Annotated in this window: 17 protein-coding genes; 2 read left to right on the plus strand and 15 right to left on the minus strand. The window is 60.1% G+C overall.

Annotation, left to right across the window (positions count from 1 at the left end):
• Nucleotides 1-53: 53 nt before the first annotated feature.
• Nucleotides 54-572: a hypothetical protein gene (locus ABSG47_RS12290; protein ID WP_424169982.1), complete on the plus strand. Its 519-nt coding sequence runs from the start codon at nt 54-56 to the stop codon at nt 570-572.
• Nucleotides 573-1,275: 703 nt separating this feature from the next.
• Here the strand turns inward: ABSG47_RS12290 and murG are convergent.
• The 14 genes from murG to ABSG47_RS12360 form a co-directional block, all read right to left on the minus strand.
• Nucleotides 1,276-2,376, minus strand: coding sequence for an undecaprenyldiphospho-muramoylpentapeptide beta-N-acetylglucosaminyltransferase (murG, locus tag ABSG47_RS12295; protein WP_424169983.1), 1,101 nt, complete (start codon nt 2,374-2,376; stop codon nt 1,276-1,278).
• Between the two features lie 41 nt (nt 2,377-2,417).
• Nucleotides 2,418-3,512, minus strand: a complete 1,095-nt coding sequence (gene ftsW, locus ABSG47_RS12300) for a putative lipid II flippase FtsW (RefSeq protein WP_424169984.1) — start codon at nt 3,510-3,512, stop codon at nt 2,418-2,420.
• A 24-nt stretch (nt 3,513-3,536) separates the two neighbouring features.
• The gene (murD, locus tag ABSG47_RS12305; RefSeq protein ID WP_424169985.1) at nt 3,537-4,931 is read right to left on the minus strand and encodes a UDP-N-acetylmuramoyl-L-alanine--D-glutamate ligase; all 1,395 of its coding nucleotides are present in this window, start codon (nt 4,929-4,931) and stop codon (nt 3,537-3,539) included.
• Nucleotides 4,932-5,014: 83 nt separating this feature from the next.
• A complete protein-coding gene (gene mraY / locus ABSG47_RS12310; protein ID WP_424169986.1) occupies nt 5,015-6,148 on the minus strand; it encodes a phospho-N-acetylmuramoyl-pentapeptide-transferase in 1,134 nt (377 codons plus the stop codon).
• 42 nt (nt 6,149-6,190) lie between these two features.
• Nucleotides 6,191-7,123 (minus strand): subclass B3 metallo-beta-lactamase, encoded by a 933-nt coding sequence (gene bla / locus ABSG47_RS12315; RefSeq protein WP_424169987.1) that lies wholly within the window; start codon nt 7,121-7,123, stop codon nt 6,191-6,193.
• 156 nt (nt 7,124-7,279) lie between these two features.
• Nucleotides 7,280-8,683, minus strand: coding sequence for a UDP-N-acetylmuramoyl-tripeptide--D-alanyl-D-alanine ligase (locus tag ABSG47_RS12320; protein WP_424169988.1), 1,404 nt, complete (start codon nt 8,681-8,683; stop codon nt 7,280-7,282).
• On the minus strand, nt 8,680-10,212 hold the full coding sequence (locus ABSG47_RS12325; protein ID WP_424169989.1) for a UDP-N-acetylmuramoyl-L-alanyl-D-glutamate--2,6-diaminopimelate ligase: 1,533 nt from the start codon (nt 10,210-10,212) through the stop codon (nt 8,680-8,682). Before ABSG47_RS12325 ends, ABSG47_RS12320 begins: the two co-directional genes overlap by 4 nt.
• Nucleotides 10,213-10,337: 125 nt before the next feature.
• Nucleotides 10,338-12,608 carry a penicillin-binding transpeptidase domain-containing protein gene (locus ABSG47_RS12330; RefSeq protein WP_424169990.1) on the minus strand — a complete coding sequence of 757 codons (2,271 nt, stop codon included), beginning with the start codon at nt 12,606-12,608 and terminating at the stop codon, nt 10,338-10,340.
• 68 nt (nt 12,609-12,676) lie between these two features.
• A complete protein-coding gene (locus tag ABSG47_RS12335) occupies nt 12,677-13,201 on the minus strand; it encodes a cell division protein FtsL (protein WP_424169991.1) in 525 nt (174 codons plus the stop codon).
• A gap of 3 nt (nt 13,202-13,204) precedes the next feature.
• Nucleotides 13,205-14,137 carry a 16S rRNA (cytosine(1402)-N(4))-methyltransferase RsmH gene (rsmH, locus tag ABSG47_RS12340; protein ID WP_424169992.1) on the minus strand — a complete coding sequence of 311 codons (933 nt, stop codon included), beginning with the start codon at nt 14,135-14,137 and terminating at the stop codon, nt 13,205-13,207.
• Between the two features lie 26 nt (nt 14,138-14,163).
• Nucleotides 14,164-14,616, minus strand: a complete 453-nt coding sequence (locus tag ABSG47_RS12345) for a division/cell wall cluster transcriptional repressor MraZ (protein WP_424169993.1) — start codon at nt 14,614-14,616, stop codon at nt 14,164-14,166.
• A gap of 512 nt (nt 14,617-15,128) precedes the next feature.
• Nucleotides 15,129-15,644, minus strand: a complete 516-nt coding sequence (locus ABSG47_RS12350; protein ID WP_424169994.1) for a DUF2127 domain-containing protein — start codon at nt 15,642-15,644, stop codon at nt 15,129-15,131.
• Between the two features lie 46 nt (nt 15,645-15,690).
• On the minus strand, nt 15,691-17,136 hold the full coding sequence (locus tag ABSG47_RS12355; RefSeq protein WP_424169995.1) for an amidohydrolase family protein: 1,446 nt from the start codon (nt 17,134-17,136) through the stop codon (nt 15,691-15,693).
• Entirely contained in the window at nt 17,126-18,547 is a 1,422-nt protein-coding gene (locus ABSG47_RS12360) for a hypothetical protein (protein WP_424169996.1), read from the minus strand. Before ABSG47_RS12360 ends, ABSG47_RS12355 begins: the two co-directional genes overlap by 11 nt.
• 318 nt (nt 18,548-18,865) lie before the next feature.
• On the opposite strand from ABSG47_RS12360, the gene ABSG47_RS12365 reads away from it, so the two are divergent.
• Nucleotides 18,866-19,324, plus strand: a complete 459-nt coding sequence (locus ABSG47_RS12365) for a hypothetical protein (RefSeq protein WP_424169997.1) — start codon at nt 18,866-18,868, stop codon at nt 19,322-19,324.
• Nucleotides 19,325-19,378: 54 nt separating this feature from the next.
• Here ABSG47_RS12365 and ABSG47_RS12370 read toward each other — a convergent pair whose 3' ends face one another.
• Nucleotides 19,379-21,295 carry a GGDEF domain-containing protein gene (locus tag ABSG47_RS12370; RefSeq protein WP_424169998.1) on the minus strand — a complete coding sequence of 639 codons (1,917 nt, stop codon included), beginning with the start codon at nt 21,293-21,295 and terminating at the stop codon, nt 19,379-19,381.
• Nucleotides 21,296-21,318 lie beyond the last annotated feature (23 nt).

Raw genomic sequence — 21,318 nt, forward strand, 5'->3', positions numbered from 1 at the left:
AAGCGGAGGCTAGCCTCCGAACCCTAGCGAGGGCAGCACGAGGAGGTTTCAAAATGAAGAGTTTTCGCCTGGTTCTGTTGGCAGCTCTGATGACGGTTGGCCTGGCCGCAACGGCCACAAAGGCCGATGCGCAGGTGGCTGTGGGCGTGGGTATTGGCCCTGCGGTTGTGGCCGCCCCGATGGTCTACGGTCCCCCGGCGTGCGACTACGGTTACTACGCGTATTACCCATACTCCTGCGCGCCATATGGGTATTACGGTCCTAACTGGTTCGCCGGCGGGCTCTTTATCGGCGTCGGCCCGTGGTACGGCTATGGCTGGGGCCGTGGATTTTATGGCTATCGTGGCGGCTACGGCTACAGGGCCGGTTACGGCTACGGTGGACGTTTCGGCTATGCCGGACGGCCCGGTTACGGCGGCTATGGAGCCAGACCCGGATACGGCGCTGCTCCGCGTGGCGGATATGCAGGCGGCGGCGGCCGAGTAGGTGGCGGCGGATACAGCAGCGGTCGCGTGGGCGGTGGCGGCGGCTTTGGTGGCGGCGGACACGGCGGCGGCGGCGGACACCGCTAATCCTAAAGATTCACGAGGTTAAAAGGCCCGTTCTGCTTCGGCAGGCGGGCCTTTTGTCTTGTGCGCGGCAATTATGGCGCTGATGGACAATCGGGTAATGGCTCAGTTTGAAAAATCCCGCAGGGGCTAAAGCCCAAAGACTTTATCAGCCGGATTTTCGGCACGACTCAAGTCGTGCCCTGTTACAAAGCCTGTTCACGGTGAGTTGGCGGGAGTGCTGTCCTACCCATGCGCAAAAAAACGCGCATGGATGGGGCACATGCTGAAGTCGTGCCCTGTTACAAAACAATTCAAACTGAGCCAGTACCGACAATCGCGAGAAAATCCGCATCCCGGTTCAGTCCGGTGTAGCAGGGGCTAAAGCCCAAAAACCTTGTAAGCGACTGTTTCGGCACGACTGAAGTCGTGCCCTGTTACAAAGCTGGTCCGATTTGAGTTTTTCCGCAAGCTGTGAAGTCGTGTCCTGTTACGAAGCTGGTGCTATTTGGGTTTTTCCGCAAGCTGTAAAGTCGTGCCCTGTTACAAAGCTGGTCCGATTTGAGTTTTTCCGCAAGCTGTGAAGCCGTGCCCTGTTACGAAGCTGGTGCTATTTGGGTTTTTCCGCAAGCTGTGAAGCCGTGCTCTGTTACGAAGCCAGGAGAGCCGAACGATCGATAAAACAGGCCTTGCGCAGCAGCGCCATAACAGCGTTTGTGAACAAGGGTTATTGAATTGCGTGGGTCATCACAGTGCCGAGGCTGGCGAGGCGGTCGGCAATGCGCTCGGCGGCGGCGGGGTGGGCCTGCGTTCGAGCGGCCTGCCCCATGGCGGCGAGCCGCTCGGGCGATTGCAATAGTCCGACGATCTTTTCGAGCAGCGACTCCGGGGCGTCGAGCTCCTGTTCCCGGAGCATGAGCGCGGCGCCGGCCTGAACCATGGCTTCAGCGTTACGCTGCTGGTGCTCGTCGGCTGCGGCGGCGAAGGGAATGAGCAAAGCCGGTTTGCAGGCGGCGGCGAGCTCAGCCACCGTGGAGGCTCCGCTGCGCGCCATAACGAGGTGAGCGGCAGCGAAGCGGGCAGGCATGTCGTCGAGAAACGGCTTTACCTGCCAGCGCGCGGGATCGGCTCCGGAGGCCTGGTAAGCAGCTTCTGTGACGGCGCTGTGGCGAACGCCGCTCTGGTGCAGAATGGTCAGGCCGGGCACGGCATCGAGTAAAGCCGGGACAATTTTCGGCAGGGTTTCATTGAAGAGCCGCGCGCCTTGCGATCCGCCGAAGATGAGGAGATGCGGCGGCGCGGGCGGAGGCGGTTCAAGCGTAAAGAACTCGGGCCGCACGGGAATGCCGGTGACTTCGACGTTCTGGAACCACTCGGCAGCCTGCGGAAAGTTTACGGCTGCCGCCTGGACACTTTTGCTCACGAGGCGGTTGGCGAGGCCGGGCATGGCATTGGGCTCAAAGACCATGGTTGGAATCTTCATGCGCAGCGCCGCCTGCGCGGCGGGACCGGAGGCATACCCGCCGACGCCGAAGACTACGCCGGGCTGGAACTCACGGATGAGCCGTTTGCACTCGCCGATGGATTTGGGAAGCTGCCAGAGGGTATGAATGCGCGTGGAGAGCGAAACATTGTTGAGCGGGCCGACATTGATGAGGCGCAGACGGAAGCCGGCGTCCGGAACGAGGCGGATTTCCATGCCGCGCGCCGTGCCGACGAAGAGAATCTCCGCCTGGTAACGATCTGTAAGCTCGCGGGCAACCGCGAGCGCGGGTATGATGTGACCTCCCGTACCACCACCGGCAATCAGCACGCGCAGTTGTGACAAAGTTTGAACCTTTCTGTGGGAGTGCGCGGAAGTGCGCGTCTTTAGTCTATCTTACGAGATATGTTGAGCAGGATGCCGATTCCGGCGAGGGTGAAGAACACGGAAGTACCGCCGGATGAGATGAGCGGCAAGGGAATGCCTTTGGTGGGAACGAGCGAAAGAACCACGCTGATGTTGAAGAATGCCTGCAGCAGAACGGCGGTGGTGAGCCCGAAGGCGGCAAGGCGCGAGAAGGGGTCCTGCACCTTGAAGGCGACACGCAATCCGCGATAGGCGAAGAGGACAAAGAGCAGCACGATGGCGAAGGCGCCGATGAAGCCGAGTTCCTCGGCGATGTTGGCATAGATAAAGTCGGTCGAGGCTTCCGGCAGATAGAAGAGCTTCTGCATGCCTTCCATGAAGCCGCGTCCGGTGAGGCCGCCGGCGCCGACGGCGATGAGCGACTGATTGATGTGGAAGCCCGCGCCCTGCGGATCGGAGTCAGGATTGAGAAAGACGAGCATGCGCTGACGACGCCAGGCGACGCCGAAGAGCAGCATGGCGAGCGGAGGAAGAGAAGCGGCAACGGCAAGCAGGAGATACTTCCACTCCATGCCGGCAACCACGAGCATGAGCGCAGTGACGCCGGCGAGGACAAGCGCGGTGCCGAGGTCAGGCTGCTTGACGATGAGCAGAATGAAGACCGCCGGCATGATGGCTGCGCGCAGGAGAGTGTTTTTCCAGTCGCGCATCTGGTCGAGCCGCGTGGAGAGAAACCATGCCAGGAACAAAATGAGGACGGGCTTGGCGATCTCCGATGGTTGGAAGGTGAAGTGGCCGCCGAAAACAATCCAGCGATGCGTATTATGCGAAGTGTGAAAGAAAAAAACCGCTACCAGGAGCAGCGTGGAGATGGAAAGCGCGGGAAAGATGAAGCGCGGGGAGTTGTAGTGTGAGACATCGACGCGCATGAGCACGATCATTGCGACCACGCCGGCAAGAGCCCAGCCGGCCTGACGGGCAACATCCATGTAAGGCGAGTTATATTGCGCCTGCGAGACGACGGCGGAGGCGGAGAAAACCATTGCCAGTCCGACAAGGACCAACAGAAGAGTGGTAAAGAAGATCCACTTGTCTACGCCTACCCGTTTTGCCATGCGCCTACCTGCTTCACCGTCTATCTACGCGTTCTGCGAAACCTTCCAACCTCGGCCATCGTGCACGAGTTCTTTGAAGACGCGTCCGCGATGCTCGTAATTCTCAAACTGATCGAAGCTGGAACAGGCCGGGGCGAGCAGGACGATTTCGCCGGATTGCGCCTCAGAGGCGGCTGCCTGTACGGCGCGAGCCAGGGTCTCACAGGAATGTATCGGCACGACGCCGCGCAACTGCGACTCGATTTTCTGGGCCGCGGAACCGATGGTGTAAACAGCCCGGACGCGCTGGCGCAGATCGGGGGCAAGCGCTGTGTAGTCGGAGTTCTTGTCCTTGCCGCCAAGGATGAGATGAATGCCGCCGGGAAATGCGGTGATGGCCTTCATCGTGGCGTCCACGTTGGTGGCCTTGGAGTCGTTGTAGAACTCGACGCCGTTGACGGTGGCGACGTATTCGAGGCGATGTTCGACGGCCTGAAAGCGCTCGACGGCGGCACGGATGGAAGCCGGGGGGATGCCGGCGAGGCGTGCGGCGCAGACTGCGGCGAGGACGTTTTCGACGTTATGCGTGCCTTTGAGCGGGATGGCGGCGAGCGGCAAGATGGTCTCCGCAGGCGCGCTCTCCGAGGCGCGGAAGAGGACAGTGCCGTTCTCTACCCATGCGCCCTGCCGGACGGTGCCTTCGATGGAGAAACAGTAGACCTGCGATGTGGCGCGCGAGGCTGCCTGGGCGGTGCGGGCGTTATCGGAGTTCAGAACAAGAAAGTCCTGCGCGGTCTGGCGGGCGAAGATGCGCTCCTTGGCGAGAGCGTAATTTTCAAAGGTGCCGTGGCGATCGAGATGATCCGGCGTGATGTTGAGGATGACGGCGATGAAGGGATGGAATTCCTGCGTGCTTTCGAGCTGGAAGCTGGAAACCTCAAGAACCGACCAGGTGTCGGGTGTGCTTTCGTCGATCAGAGCAACGACGGGAACGCCGATATTGCCACCGACGAGCGTGGGAAGGCCGGAATCCTTGAGGATTTCGCCGACGAGGGTGGTGGTGGTGGTTTTGCCGTTGGAGCCGGTGATGGCGAGGGTTTTGCCCTTGAGGAAGCGGGCGGCGAGTTCGAGCTCGCCGATGATGGGCAGGCTGAAGCTGCGCGCCTGGACGAGCTCCGGAGTATCGAGCGGCACGCCGGGCGAGACGACGATGAGGTCCTGGCGGCGGAACGTGAGCAGGCCGTGGCCGCCGGCTTCGACGTTGATGCCCTGGTCGAGCAGCGCGGGGATGTCCTTGGCCAGGGCTTCCGCGCTGCGGACGTCGGAAACGGTCACATACGCGCCGCGGCGACGCAGAAACATTGCCGCAGCCAGGCCGGATTTACCGAGCCCGACGACGAGCACTTTTTTGCCTCTGAGGTCGAATTCCTTGCCGTCCATGATGGGAGCTTTCTCCGCGAGCCGGAATTGCGCCGGCCCTCGATGTTTCAATTTTGTACCTCGCCCGGCAGGGCGCGAAGCTGTTAACGCAATTTGAGCGTAGTGAGTGCAAGCAATGCAAAGACTAGCGCGCCAATCCAGAAGCGCGCAATGACTTTTGACTCAGCCCAGCCGAGCTGTTCGAAGTGGTGGTGAATTGGAGCCATTTTGAAGATGCGCTTTTTCCGAAGCTTGTAACTGCCCACCTGGAGTATGACGGAGATCGCTTCCATGATAAAGATTCCGCCGATAAAGGGAAGAAGAAGTTCCTGGCGGATAGCGATGGCGACGGTGCCGATGGCGCCGCCGAGAGCGAGCGAGCCGACGTCGCCCATGAAAATTTCCGCCGGGTGAGCGTTGTACCAGAGGAAGCCGATGGATGCGCCGACCATGGAGCCGCAGAAGATGGTCAGTTCGCTGGCGAGCGGCATGCGCTGGAGCTCGAGGTAGTCGGCGTAAACGACGTGGCCGCTGACGTACGTGAGGACTGTGAGCGCGCCTGCGGCGATGATGGTGCAGCCGATGGCCAGACCGTCAAGGCCGTCCGTGAGATTGACGGCGTTGGACGAGCCGAGCAGCACGAAGACGACCCACGCGACAAAGGGGACGAAGGCGAGCAGCGCGAGGTGCGGTACATGATCGAACCAATGCAGCATGAGGTCCGGACGCCAGCTCTTGATAAATGGCACATTGAGGGCCGTTGAAAACATTCGAAACTGCTGGAGAACGATGAGCGCGGAAGCAACGAGGACCGCGGCGAACGCCTGGCCAAAGAGCTTGGCACGCGGGGTGAGGCCGAGACTGCGGCGCTTGACTACTTTTATGTAGTCATCGGCGAAGCCGACTGCCCCGAAAGCGAGCGTGGCAAACATGACGATCCAGACAAGCGGGTCCGTTAGATCCGCCCAGAGCAGCGTGGGCAGCAGAATGGCGATGACGATGAGCAGGCCGCCCATGGTGGGCGTGCCGGATTTCTTCAGGTGCGACTGGGGCCCGTCGTCGCGGACGTACTGGCCGATCTGAAACTCGCGCAGCTTGCCAATGACATACGGGCCGATGAAAAGCGTGATCAGCAGCGCCGTGAGTGAGGCAAAAACGGTGCGGAAGGTGACGTAGTGAAAGATGCGAAATGGATGGAAGAACGGGTAGAGCTGCCGGTACAGAAGCCAGTAAAGCAAGGTGCCTCCAAAGGGGGGCTAGAACGCGAATTTCAGTCGATTTTACAGGCCGGGATGCGCTCCGGGCTGAGTCTTCATGGGAGTTTTCCGCGCTGCGTACTGTTTTCGATACGCCGTTTCAAAGGCTTGCTCGCGGTCTGCAACGAACCTGGTGTAGCCGGCGGGGTCGATGAAAGCATTTTTGTCGCCACGCTTCAGGCGGGCATACTTCTCCGTCAGATCGAAATAACTGGCGTGCGCGCCGAGGAAGATGTCGCAGGGGAGGGATTTGAGGACTGCGAATTGATGACGGAAGTCGTCGGCGATGTGCGGGTAGGTTGGATTGCCGATGAGCTTGTAGCTTTCGAGAATGCTTGGACTGCCTACGATGACGACGTGGAGCGGCTTGCCAGGTCCGGACCCGGCTTCAGTTTCGTCGAAGGTGTAGGTGACGGTGCCGGGAGTGTGGCCGGCGGTGAGATGCGCAACGAGAGTTGTGCCGCCGAGGGTGATTTTTTCGCCGTCATGCAGGATGCGGTCTACGTGGGCGGGCGGATACCACATGGATTTATCGCCGGCGAATCGGAAATCGGTGCGACCGCCGGATTCGATGGCGCGTACGTCGGCGTCCATGACGAAGTACTTGGCGTGGGTCTGTTGCAGAATGGCCGCGCTGCCGGCGCTGTGATCGGGGTGCGCGTGGCTGATGAGCAGAATTTTGATGTCGCTGAAGTGGAAGCCGAGGGCTTCGACGCTGTGCTTGATTTGCGCGGGCGAGGTGATGAGGTTGCTGTTGATGAGGATGTTTCCCTGCGGCGTGGCGATGAGGAATGCGGCCAGCTCTTCACTGCCGACGTAGTAGAGATTGCCGGCGATGCGAAAGGGCGGAAACGGGCGCGTCCAGGAGGGATCGATGGAGAATGCAGGAGCGTCTGCAAAAGCCGGCACGCAGAGACACAGAAGTGCCGCGATGAGTAAGGAACGAACGAAACGCATTGGATTAGTGAGTATTTGGTGAATCATTTTGGATACATTCAGAAACAAAAGCGAAACCTCAGGGGCTAAAGCCCAGTGCCATTTCCTGGGTATTGCGGCACGACTCAAGTCGTGCCCTGTTACAAAACCTCGCCAAGACGATTCCCGAAACACTGTCTACTCCTGTGCGGGGGCGGATTTCAGGATTTCGATGGCGCGCTCCAGGTGAACACCGCGCGAGCCTTTGATGAGAACCACGTCTCCTTCGCGGAGATTTGCTTTGAGCCAGTTGCCGGCGGCTTCAGCGTCCGGAAGAAAGGCTGCGGGAACGCCTGCGATGGCTGCGGCAGTGACGAGATGCTGAGCGTTTCCGCGCACGCCGACGACGAGATCGATGCCGGCTTCCGCGGCGGCTCTGCCGCAGGCGGCATGCAGATCCGGGCCGTGGGAGCCCATTTCAAGCATTTCTCCAGCGACGAGGATGCGGCGCGCGGCGGGACGGGCTGCAAGCGTGAGGATCATGGAGAGCAGCGCTTCGGGGTTGGAGTTGTAGCTGTCGTTGAGAATGGTTGCGCCGCGAATGGCGAGAATTTCGCCGCGTTTGTCGCCGGCGCTGAGTGTGGCGAGTGCGGCAATGGCGGCGTCGAGATCCACACCTGCTTCAAGAGCGACCGCGATACCAGCCATGGCGTTGAGCGCGTTATGCACGCCGAGGAGCTGAAGAGTGAGGCCGGCTTCGCGCTCATCCGCGCGAAGGTGAATGTGGATACCTTCGGCGTCTTCTATCGCGGAGAGTACCTGCGGATTGGCGCAAGGACCGCGGCCGAAGTAGACGACTTTGCCGGCGAAGTCGCGGCCGAATTGCGAGACATACGGATCGTCGCAGTTGAGGAAGGCCATGCCGTTGCCGGGCAAGGAAGCGACGAGCTCAAATTTGGCGCGTGCAATGCCGGCCCTGCCATCCGCGAAGTTCTCAATGTGCGCGGTGCCTACGTTGGTGACAACGCCCCAGTCAGGTATGGCGATGCGGGCGAGCGCTTCAATTTCGCCGGAGTGGTTCATGCCCATTTCAAGGACGGCGATCTCATGCTCCGGTTCGAGCTTGAGGAGTTGCAGAGGCAGACCATAGTTGTTGTTGAGGTTGCCTTTTGACTTGTGGACGTGAAACTTTGCGCTGAGGGCGGCGGCGACGGCATCCTTGGTTGTGGTCTTGCCTGCTGAGCCGGTGATGGCGACGATGCGCTTGCCCCATTGACGACGGACGTGGGTGGCAAGGGATTGCAGCGCGGTGAGCGGGTCTTCCGCGATGAGCAAGGGAACGGCGAGAGCGGCGTCTGGCAGCGTGGCGACTTTAAGTCTGGAGACGACGGCGGCGACTGCGCCGCGCTCGATGGCGGAGGTGACGAAATCGTGGCCGTCAAAGCGATCTCCGCGCACGGCGAAGAAGAGCTCACCCGGAGCGATGGTGCGGGAGTCAATGGAATAGCCCTGCGCGATAAGTGCGCCTGCGTGTGGAATGGCGGATGGCGCTTCAAGAACCGCGGCTGCACCGATTGCCGCTTCGGCTAGTGTGAGCTTCATTGTGTTTCTCCATAACCCAAACCGTATCCAAGCTCAGCGAGAGCTGTGCGGGCGACTTCAGAATCATCAAAATGAATTGTGCGGTCAGCGAGAATCTGTTCCGTCTCATGGCCTTTGCCTGCGAGAAGAACGACATCGCCGGGCTTGGCAGATTCAAGAGCGAGGCGAATAGCGGTGGTGCGGTCGGGTTCGATGACGTAAGGCTTGCCAGTGGCCTTGAGTGCGGGTTCGACTTCAGCGAGGATTGCCAGCGGATTCTCCGAGCGCGGATTGTCGCTGGTGGCGACGACAAAGTCGCTTCCCTCACCCGCGGCCTGGCCCATTTTGGGGCGCTTGGTGCGGTCGCGGTCACCGCCGCAGCCGAACATAGTAATGACGCGGTTGCCGCTATTCACGCTCTTGCGCGCAAGAGAGATGAGATTGCGGAGTGCATCGTCGGTGTGAGCGTAATCGACGATGACGGAGAAAGGCTGACCGGCGTGAACGGGTTGGAAGCGGCCGGGGACGGGCTTGAGTTGCGGAATGGATGCAACAAGCTGATTGAATTCAACACCGCGCGCGTGGGCGGCGGTGAATGCGGCGAGAAGATTGAGGATGTTGACTTCGCCTGCGAGGCGCGACTGAATGTTGGCTGTGCCGAATGGAGTTTCGAGTGCTATTTCAGCGCCTGCCGGTGTGAGCTTGTAGGTGGAGGCGCGCCAGTCGCCTAGCGCGATGCCGTAGGTGCGAACTTCTGCTCCGGCTTTGTGCGCGGCGATGGTTAATTCTTCCGCACGCGGGTCGTGCGCATTGATGACGGCGACGCGCGGAGCGGGATAACGCGTTCCGTCAAAGAGCAGGCGCTTGGCGGCGAAGTAATTGTCCATCGTGCCGTGGTAATCGAGATGGTCGCGGGTGAGATTGGTGAAGATGGCGACATCGAATGCGACGCCGATGGCGCGGCCCTGATCGAGGGCGTGACTCGATACTTCGGTGATGAGCTCGGTTGCGCCTTGCGCTGCGCCTTCGGCCATTAACTCGAAGAGGTCGCGGGATTCCGGCGTGGTGTGAACCGAGGGGAGAATCTGGCCTGCGACGTGATATTCGATGGTGCCGACTAGAACGGTTTTGCGGTGTGCGTGATTGAGCAGCGATTCCGCGAGGAAGGCTGTGGTGGTTTTGCCGTTGGTGCCGGTGACGCCGATGGCTGCGAGCTTGCGCTCCGGATGATTGAAGAAGGCTGCGGAGGCCTGCGCGAGGGCGCGACGGCCGTGCGCGACTTCAAGAATGGGAAGGCCAGCGTTATAGACGAGCAGATGATCGAAGGTTGGAGATGAGTCCGTGATGATGCCGAGTGCGCCGGAGGCGATGGCTTTCTCGACGAAGCGATTGCCGTCTGTTGTGCCGCCGCGCATGGCGACAAAGACCGAGCCGGGGCGGACGCGGCGCGAGTCGTATTCGATGCCTGTGATGGGCGCTTCCTGCTCCGTGAGGGGCGCGCCTGCGGAGCCTTCAGAGGCGATTTCCGCGATGAGATCGTTCCAATTCATACTGTGCTCGATTGTAGAGTTTTTATACGACGGTATGTACGTTTGCGCAGGGGCTAAAGCCCCATTTCTTGTTGAAACTCATTTGGCACGACTGAAGTGGTGCCCTGTTACAAAGCAACGCGCATTCAACGGGCGCAATGAACGACGATGCGGGTGCCGGGCGCGACCATGGTTCCCGCCGCAGGAGCCTGTTCGCGGACGGTGCCACTGCCTATGACTTGTACTTCGAGGCCGGCATCGCCGGCAATGACGATGACCTGGCGCATGGGAAGGCCGATGAGCGAAGGCACTTTGAGAGTGTTCGCCGTGGGGATGATGACGGAAGCAGAGGATTGCGTTGGCGGCGTTGCGGCGGGCGACGGTGGTGTAGAGACGGTTGTTGCTGGATTTTGTGCGGGTGCTGAGCTTGCGGCAGGGGGCTGAGGTGAAGTGGCGGCTTGCGCGATTGTCTGCTGCACAGGCTGCTGACGCAGCGGATCGTCGCTGGGCAGGTCGTTGATTGCGGCGTAGAGCGCGTTTACATCGGGGGAGTCGCCGTGATCGTCTTCGGCTACGGACTTTCCGGAAGCAGGGGGCGTCTTTTGTGCGTGCACCGGCTCATCGTGCTGCACGCCGAGGTATTCGAGCACCTGCTGGGCAACTTCCTGAAAGACGGGTGCTGAGACCGCGGCGCCGTAGTATGAGCCGCCCGCCTTGGGGTTATCCATGACGATGGCGACTGCGATTACTGGGTTGTTGACGGGCGCGATGCCGGCGAAAGATGCGACGTGCATGGTTTTGGAATACTTGTGCGTGGCGGGATCGATCTTTTGCGCAGTGCCGGTTTTGCCGCCGGCGGAGTAGCCGTTGAGTTGCGCATCCTTGCCGGTGCCGTAGAGGATGACGCCTTCCATCATCTGGCGCATCTGCGCGGCGGCCATGGTGGAGATGACGCGATGCGCTCCGGTGGGAAGCGGATTGGGAAGCTGGCCGCCGGGCTTGAATGGCGATGGCTGCGGCTGCGCGGCCGGCTGGGCGCCCGATTGGGGCGCGGACATGAGGACATGCGGCGGAAGATAGATGCCGCCGTTGGCGATTGTCGAGACCATGGAGACAAGCTGAACGGGCGTTACGGCGATCTCCTGCCCCATGGCGATGGAGCCAATCGACGATGGGCCCCACTTGGTCACGGGACGGAGCAGGCCGCGTGTCTCGCCGGGGAGTTCCACACCGGAGCGCGAGCCGAAACCGAAGGAGCGCACGTAATCGCTGTACTTGTCCTGGCCGACCTTGAGCGCCATCTTGATTGCGCCTACGTCGCTGGAGATTTCAAGAGCCTTGTGGACGGGAATGACGCCGGGATGCTCGCCCTGGTTGTCGTGGATGACGCGGCCGGCAAGTGTGATCAAGCCGCCCTGGCAATCGACCATATCATCGGGCTTGGCAACACCCGCATCCATCGCGGCTGAGTAGGCGACAAGCTTGAAGGTTGAGCCGGGCTCATAGACATCACTGACGGCATGGTCCCGCAGCAACGCGGGCGTGGTGCGGCGGAATTGATTGGGATTGAAGGTGGGCCGGATGGCGAGCGCGAGAATCTGGCCGGTATGCACATCCTGAATCACGATGGTTCCGTTGTCGGCGTGCGTGCGCGCCATGACGTGATCGAGCGCGCTCTCGGCCATGAACTGAATTTGTTCGTCGATAGAGAGCACGAGGTTCTGGCCGGGCTGCGGCTCGCTCTCCGTGGAGCCGAGAATGTGTCGGCGCGCGTCCATGGCGGTGTACATGCGGCCCGGCACGCCGTGAAGCTGCGGCTCGAATTTCTGCTCGATGCCGCCGAGGCCGGTGTCGTCGATGCCAACATAGCCAAGCACCTGTGCGGCGATTTCAGTGTTGGGGTAGGAGCGCTGAAATTCCTTCTGAAAATAGATTCCTTTGAGATTGAGAGACTTGATTTTTGTTGAAACATCCGGCGTGACGCGGCGGGCGATCCACGCGAAGCCATTGTTTTTGGCGAGGCGGGCGGCGATCTGGTCTTCGCCGGTGGGAGCGTCAGCGGGGTCTGTGTGGACGATGGAGGCGAGTGTGGAGGCTGCGGATTTTTTGTCGTTAATCTCCGTGGGAACGGCGTAGATGGAGTCCACCTGCACGGTCATGGCGAGCTCGTGCAGATTGCGGTCATAGAGGATGCCGCGGCGGGGAGCTACTTCAAAGGTGCGCTGCTGCTGCTTTTGCGCGCGGTCAATGTAGTCGTGATGATGCACGATCTGCAGCCAGAAGAGACGAAATGCGATGGCGCCGAGCCAGACGATGAAGAAGAGGCAGACAAGCCAGAAGCGCGCGCGCCGCAGGGGTACGGTGCGGGGAAGTCCCGAGTTGCGCGTCGAGTAGGAACTCGGGATCCGGTTGGGCATTGCGGCGGGCTGCATCGGTGGTGTCACTCCGGAATCTATCTCTGGGTTCGAGTTTAGATGCAGAGCGCTTATTGTATGGGCGCGGCCTGCGGTGCGGCTGGAGGCGCAATCTGCGCGAGGGAGGGAGCGGCGTTTGTGCTGTCCAGAGCTGCATTTGGATGCACAACCTGCCCTGGCTGCGGCGAAGCAAGACCGTACTGACGCGCCATGCTGTCAATGCGCGAGGGCTGCGTGAGCTGCGCTTCCGAGAGGCGAAGCTGGCGGTTCTCTTCGCGGAGCTGATCGAGCTGCTGCTTTTCGCTTTCGACGCGATAGGACTTTTCAATGGCGCTGAAGTGCTGCAGGCCGTAAAACATGATGAGCGTGAAGAGCACTGTAACAGCGGCTGAGAAGACGCGCATTTCGCGGACACGCACGGGATCCGGCGCCTTGACGAGACGCGTGTTATCGAAGTGCCGGGTGAAGTAGAACTCCGGCGTGCGCACTCCGCGGCGGCGCGCCGGCTGGCTGGCCAGCACGTCTGTATTGCGCTCTACCGCGCGCGACCGGATGCTGCGGCCGGTTTCAAAATAAGTTGTCGCTGCTGCCGCCATGTTTTACCTCCGCCTATTCGTACTTACTTCTTTTTCCGCCGCTCTAAGCTTTGCGCTGCGTGAGCGCGGATTGCGTTCTGTCTCTTCTTCTGCTGCCGTGGCCGGTTTCTTTGTTAACAGGTTCCAGATTCCCTTGTGCGCTCCCTCGCGCAGGCTGTCTTTGACGAGGCGATCTTCCAACGAATGAAAACTTATGAGGGCAACTCTTCCGGAGGGCTTAAGCAACTTTGGCGCGGCCTCCAACAAGTCCCGTATCTCGTCCAGCTCGCGATTGACTACGATTCGTATGGCTTGAAATGTGCGCGTTGCGGGATGGATCTTGTCCTGTTTCATCGCCGGGGCAGCCTGGGCAACAATTCGCGCCAATTGCGCTGTTGTTGTGACAGGCCGCCCGCGGACAATGGCTCTGGCGATTCTCCGCGACCTCCTTTCCTCTCCGTATTCGTAGATGAGGTTGGCGAGTTCGCCTTCGTTCTCCTCATTTACCACCTGCTCGGCGGTGAGGCCGCTGCGCGTGTCCATACGCATATCTAACGGGCCATCCGCCATAAAACTGAATCCCCTGGGCGCTTCATTGAGCTGCATGCTGCTCACGCCGAAGTCTGCCAGCAGGCCATCGAGCGATGCGGGCTCGACATGCCGCTCAATCGAGCTGAAGGCTTCGCCGATCAACACGATCCGCGGCGCCTCGCTGCCGAGTTCGCTGCAAACTTCGTCGAGCCGAGCTTTTGCCAGCGCCAGGGCTTGGGGGTCGCGGTCAAATGCGATCAGCCTGCCCTTTGGCCCGAGCCGCCGCGCGATCTCCGCGGAATGGCCCGCAAGCCCGAGCGTGCAGTCGGCGATGGTGCTGCCGGGCTGCACCCTGAGAAATTCCAAAGTCTCTGTCAAAAGAACCGGCACATGGCGTACGTTCGGACCCACACTCGCCTTCGTCATGCGCTCCCCCCTGAGGGGTTCAACACCTAATCTTTGCGGCGGAGCAATTCCGCCATGGTGCGGCGATCGTCGGCGGTGAAGCTTTCCGCCTGCATCGCTGCTTCAAACTTCTGGCGATTGTGGACCTCAATGTGGTCCCGCATGCCAATCACCGTGACTTCGACGTCGTCCAGACCGGCTGACTTACGCAATAACTGCGGCAGAACGATGCGGGACTGTGCGTCCAATTCCACCTGCTGGCCCCAGTAGCTGGTGCGGGCCAGATATTTACGGGCGGCCTCTTCAAACTCGCTCGAAGCGGCGAGCTGGTCTTCCCTCTTCAGCCATTCCGGCAAAGGCCAGACCTGGGCAAAGTCGCCTTCGACGCTTGTCACGTAAAACTCGTTCACCTGCGCGGACTCCGCCAACTGCTTGAAGGCAGAAGGCAGCTTGAGCCTTCCCTTCTCATCGATCTTGGCTGGATGATTTCCGCGAAACATTGCTTTACCTGCTGCCTGAGGCGACTTTCATTGCCTCGTTGCCGAGATTGCTCAGAAAAGTGAGCACAATTGGTTCAATCGGCGTATCTTCTAAGTGGAAATAGGATGTCTTAATCCACTACACTCCATTTGGCTCCACTGGAGTGATATTAGCTTAGATTCAGTCTCGAACCCAAGGGAAAAATGGAGGCTGGTATTCGTCTTATGGAGACGGCGTCAAGAGGGTGAACCAAGCCTGCCAGCTTGGGGAGTTTCAAATCGGGAAACACAATATATAGTGTTTATTGCTTTGATTCCGCCAGTACAGAGTATGCATCGCGGGTGCTTGGCAAAGAGCGGGACTCAGTGTATGGCGAATAAAAAGCGAAGTTCGGCGATGATTGATTAAGGTAGTGTCTCAGTTTGAAGAAACTGCCTCAGGGGCTAAAGCCCAATTTCATTTTTATGGCCGTTTCGGCACGACTCAAGCCGTGCCCTGTTACAAAGCAATTCAAATTGAGACACTGCTTTGATTAAGCGCCTATTGGAGCGGCGGCACGATTCTTCCGGTGCCGCTCGACAACGATGACAATCAGATAGATGAGCACAACGACATTGATGATGAAGATGCCGACCCGCGTCCAGGTGAAGCGAAGCGCGAGTTCGCGGATCTCAATGGGCAGAAACGATGCGGTGATGGCGAGGGTGAGATATTCGGCCCAAGCCTTTTCGAGGTAGAGGCCGACACCTTCAACGATGCTGACCGCGGCATAGCAGAAGGCGCCGAGGCCGATGCGGCGCAGCGCGGGGTCGTCGAGGAGCGAGGCCTTATCGAAGACGAAGTTGACGAAGCGGCCTTCAGGATTGAAGCGCAGGTCGGAGATCAGGCTGGAGAGGAGATCGCCGACATCTTTGCCAACGAGGCGGAGCGCGCCGACGCCTACCGCGGCGAAGACCAGGGCGATGAATACTTTATAGGCCGCAATCATCACCAGACCTTTGTCGTGACGCTTGCGGGTACGCGCGATATGCGTGGAAGAAATAGTCATGAAGTCGGAGCTAAGGTTGGTTTTATTGTACGGGAAACGACAGAAATCATTTCTTCAGCGTCAGCAAGGCCTCACGATCCAGTACGTTGCCGTCGAGGATCAGGTTCACGATGCGGCGAACGTTCCAGACGGTTGCGGCGGGGTCTCCGTCGAGGACGAGTATGTCTGCGCGGCGGCCGGGAGCGATGAGGCCGAGATCATTCCAGTTGAACTGCACGGCGTAATTACTGGTGGCTGAGGCCAGGGCTTCGCGGGGCGTAAGGCCGAGACGAACGAGCATCTCAAGTTCCGTGTGCATGGAGATTCCGGGGAAGGCTCCTGAGACCGGAGCGCCGGAGGCGGCGAGATAGTGCGGATCAGCCGCGAAGAAAACTTCGTTGATGCGCCAGAGGCGCATGGCGGATTGATCCGCCTTTTTGCGCTGGCCCTCTTCCATCCATCGCTGCGAGACGTTGGGCAGGTGATGAGCCCAGTTGGAGATGGAATAATCCAATTCCCCGGTCTCGCGGTTGGGCGGGTTGAACATGTGCATGGGATCGAGGAGGGCCGCGGCGGGCTCATTCCAGAGGTTGCGATGGTCGGGAAGCTGCTGGTAGTAGATGCTGAAGGTGGGCATGAGCGCGGCACGATGCTCGGCGACGAACTTTGCATAGTTGCGCACGTGCGTGTCAGTAGGCGGCACGCGCTGGGAGTAATCGAGCGCGGTGGTGGCTGCTGAGCCGATGGGATCTTCGACGAGCGGACGTTGCAGTTCATCGGGGATAACGCCCAGCTCGTAGCGGCCCATGTGGAGAAGCGCATCGACGCCGGCCTCAATGCCGACACGATAGGGCGTGGAGGCGAACTCGCCGTAAGTGACAATGCCCATCTGATGCGCATGAGCGACGACCCACTGCGTGTTGGCGGCGGTGAGATTGGGACCGAGCCAGAGAATACGCGTGCCGAGCTTTGCGGTATCGGCGAGCTGGCGGAGAGTGTCCTGGGGATCAAGCTCGGTGGGACGCGGGCCCTCGTGGAGTTTGTCTTTCCAGGCGGGGTCTTCGGCGAGCAGGCTCCAGTCATCGGCGATGCCGATGGAATCAAGCAGGTAGATATTCGGCGAGGGATTGGCGTGCAGATCGACGTGGCCGCGACGGTCATCGGAGCTGGCGACGACGGTGGTGACGCCCATGTAGAGATTGGCGTTGGCTTCCGCCTGGCCGGCCATGCCGGCGAAGCCGTCGATGAGGCCGGGGACGATGTATTTTCCGGTGCAGTCGATGACGCGCGCGCCCTTGGGAATGACGATTGTGCTGCGCGGGCCTACATCGGTGATCTTGCCGTCGTGGACGATGACGACCGAATCATGCAGATCGTTTGCCGATTTGCCCCAGTTCGAGAGATCGACGACTGTGCCGCCCGAAAGGACGAGCGGAGCGGTCTGCGACCAGGAGAGAACGCCGCCGAGAACCAAAGCGAAGAACCAGGCTAAGAAAAGACGATCATGACGCATATAGATAAGTGCCTGAAGTGGATTGTCGCATGGTGGGAAGGCGATTCCCCGCGAAGGCGGCCGCGGCGGCGACGATGAAGATGGGAAACATCTGGATGGTGTAACGCGGCTCAGGGTTTTCCATTGTGCTGAGCAAGAGGCAGCGCATGACGAGATAACCGCCGAGCATCCATGCGAGGGGAACGCGGCGCTGCATGAAGCCCCATATCGCGGCTAAGACGAATGCGAGGTTGATGAGACCGAGCGCGATGGCGGCGATGGTCTGGCCGGGATGCCGATTCCAGGACCACCAGTCGACTTCGAGATCGAATTCGAGAGTGCGTGGGCGAAGGAGCATATCAAAGACGCGGAGGACGGGAACACCTACTAAGCATTGGACGGGGTGGTTGTGAATTCGCTCCCGCGCGAGAGCTTCAAAGCGGTTGTCGAGGTCGGCGGAGATGGAGTGGGTCTGGTTGTACTCGCGGATGAGGGCCTGTGTGCGCTGCCGCTGCGCGGGTGAGTCGAAGGCGCGGGCGGGGATGTCGTCCATGTCGATGGATTCCGAGCCGACGTTCCAGAAGACGTTTGCGGTGGTGATGAATTCGGTGGACCAGGTGCGGAGCCAGTCGTAGAAGCCCTTGTTGAAGCGCTCGCCGGGGTCGTTGAGGTGTCGCGGGGCGAGTGGTTGAAAGACGTGGAAGGTCTGCCAGTTGCGGAGGGTCCAGATGGCAATGGGCGCGAGAGCTACGGCGGCGTAAATGACTGAGGGGGCGATGGCGCGGCGGATTGCTTGAAACGAGACAGGACGCGCGGTGTACCAGAGGATGCCGGCGGCGAGGGCGATGAATTGCAGAATGCCGTCGGGGCGCAGGAGCATGGCGAAGGCGGAGGATGCGGCTGCCAGGAGCAGGAACCCGATGCGGATGCGGCTGGTTTCGTTTTCTGCGAGGACGCGGCCGGTGGCGTAGATGCCGAGGGCCAGGGCGAAGACGGAGAAGGATTCCGTGAGAGCGATGCCGGCGAAGGCTGCGGTGAAGGGGCAGAGCATGGCTAGAGCCAGGGCGATTTCGCCGGCGCGGGGGTTGAGGTAGCGGCGGGCGAAGGACGCTAGCAGCAGGCCGGAGAGGATGTCGGTTGCGGCTTGCGTGACGAGTAGAACTGTTTGCCAGCTTGTGGCGAAGGCCGATTCGAAGAGGCCGAGGAGGATGGGGTAGCCGGGCAAGCGGAAGAGGGTTGGCGCGAGGTCGTCCGGAGTGCCCTGGCCGTAGACGCCGTAATGCAGGAGATTGTGGCCGAGGGCGAGGTAGTCGGTGGTGTCGTCGTCCGATGGCCGAGGGAACCAGATGAGGAGCAGACGCAAGGCGAGACCAAGCGCGATCCACAGCCAGATACGCCGGGAACGTGTGAACCAGGGGCCCAATCGGAGCATGATCTGGAGGATACAGGAAGACAGGGACTATGGGGACTGAGGGACTTGAACTGTAAAAGCCGGTCCTTCCCTCCGTCTGATGGGCTGTGTTCAGCGACTGTCTGGGCTTTGGTTGGTTGAGGGGAGTGCTATCCCCGGTCTCAAAATCGAGACCCTTCGGCTGCGCTCAGGGCAGGCTCTGAGGCACCCGGCGACTGCGCCAAGAATGGGACACCTGAGTGTTATGGTGAGCGAACGAGAGACATGGGCAAGAACAACTGCCGATAACTATGACACTGAGCCGTCACAGGCGGCGTTCAGGCCACAAGGAGAATATTCATGTCCCAAGTCAAGATTAGTTGTAAATACTGCCCACCTCCCCCTCAGAAGTATCCGTTTGGTGACGGAAAGCAGGACTGGAAGATGCACCCGTCATGGACTTCGGGCGTGGACGCTCTTAATACTTACAACGACTGGGTAAGCGCCGTTGTTTTTCCCATTGCGTTCCAGTGGATTGAGGAGCACAAGGCAGAGGTTTACGCGACGGTGCCGGACGAACTCCGAGATGATGTGGGCGTAGTGATTGCTGCCGCATTCAAGCTGATCGAAGAGCTGCCGGCCTACAAAAACGGCCTGGAAAAGAGAGCGTATCTCGAAGCGGCGGCGGCGAATGAGCCGGATGGCACGGCGAGGATCAATCCGGTGTGGACGGGCATTGCGAAAAAGATTCGAGCCGGCACAGAAGAAGCATTTGAAGAGCAATCTTCGGTTCTTGGGAATCCGTTTGAGAAGTACTGAGGAAAGGACCATCCCGCTGCCAGCAATCGGAACAAGATTGCTGGCAGCAGGAAGCTAGACTTCGTGAAGCGGGGCATCCATCTCGACGGGAACAATGCAATTCCGTCCATTGTTTTTTGCCTGATAGAGAGCTGCATCGATGGCCCGGATGACGGCTTCCGTTTCATGGTGAGACGAAGAGGCTGAGGTTACGCCGAAGCTTGCGGTTACCTGGAGGATGGTTTCGCCATCCACGATGCGGGCTGACTCTACGGCCTGGCGTAGTTGTTCGGCGCGGTGAAGGGCGCTCTCCATTCCGCAATTGGAGAGGATGAATAGAAATTCCTCGCCGCCGTACCGGCCCGCATAGTCATAGGAGCGCAGATCACGCGTGAAGATGGCACCGATCTCCTTAAGGACAAGGTCGCCTGCGAGGTGGCCATGACTATCATTGATCTTCTTGAAATGGTCGACATCGACAAGGATCACGCTGAGTGGAGTTTTTTCGCGTAGTGAGCGGTTGATCTCTTCGCCGAGGCGATCGACGATGGCGCGGTGATTCCAGAGGCCGGTTAAACCATCGTGCTCGGCCTTATGACGCATGCGGTTGCTTTCGTGCTGTAGTTCCAGCTTCTCCTGTTCCAGCGCGTCCTGACGGCGCTGGTCCTCGCGAATGCTGTTATAGACCGCATAGACAATGGCGATGAGGAGTAGCGATCCGGCGAGCGTGGAGATGGTGATTCCATTGCCGTCAATGAAAAAAAGGGGCGAGTCGACTCTGGACGAGATAGGCCAGTCGGTAAATTGGCGGCCTTGTTTTACGACGTTGACGAAGGCGATCATCATTCCGTCGAGGAAGGCGAGGATGGCTACCAGCCAGCGGGCCGGATTGAACTGCCTGCGCTGAAAAAGCGCATTGCCCACCAGGAACAGCGGAAAAGCTTCAAGCGCAACCGAGATGGCAGTCGATATGGCATCGGAGGTCTGAGCGAATCCAGTCCATTGGGGATTCCATGTGAGGACAACCAGGATTCCATCCAGGAGAGAGTTGACAAAGTAAATGCAGGCGAGGATGCGCGTGAGGCGGCAAATGGCGTGGTTTTCACGGAGAGGAAGAAGCCAGAGGAGGAGAAACCAGAGCGATATATCCTGTACGGCGCCGACAAGCTGGTCTGCTCCCATGGCCAGGCCGTAGGGCCATCCCATGTGTGCGTTGAGGAGCAGGACAGTTGCCGGTTGAGCAAGAGCAAAACCCGCGGTCCAGAAGAGAATCCATCGGGCAGGAGCCCGCAACCAGAGAAGAAAACTCAGGAGAGCAATGACGGCGCAGAGGAAATTGGCGCCAAATTGGAGTTGGCGGCTGCGCAGCCACTGAAACTCCTGTGCGGCCCTGGCAGTGGCAATGGCTTCAGAACTGCCGATGAGAGGAGCGGCACCAAAACCGCCATTCTCGCCGGAGTCGTGGGAGAGCAGAGGGGCTTTCCAGACGCGCACGGCGAGGACGCCATGCTGAAGCTGGCCGAGGCTGAAGGTCTGCACCGGCTGCGAATAGTACCAGACGGCGCCGGGCGGCAACTTGCCGTTGTGGCCGATGAGTGCGCCGTTCCAGTAGATTTCGTATGCGTCATCGACTGTTGGAATCAGGAGCGAAAAGGGCGGCGAGACGCCGGGAGCCGGGGTGAATGCGATGTTGCAGCGGTACCAGGCAAAACCTGTGAGACGGGCATGACCCTGAGCGCCCCAGGGCCGGTCTGCGGTCAGTTGTTCCCAGCTTGAGCTGTCGAATGCCGGGTTGGCCCATGCGGGATCGTCGCCAGGATGGAATTGCCAGGGGCCGCTGAGAGGGAAGGTTCCTTTGCCCAGGCCTTCGATTGCATTGGGCGCGGCCGGTGCGAGCTTTGCGCCTGCCTGCTCCGCGTGCAGCCCATGCAAAACGAGGGCAAGCATGGCGAGGGCAGCTATCTGGCGAAAGGCTCGACGGCGCGAGGGCATACTACTCAGCATACAAATTGTAT

This window comes from Occallatibacter sp. (assembly GCF_049510455.1).
Taxonomy (GTDB): Bacteria; Acidobacteriota; Terriglobia; order Terriglobales; family Acidobacteriaceae; genus Telmatobacter.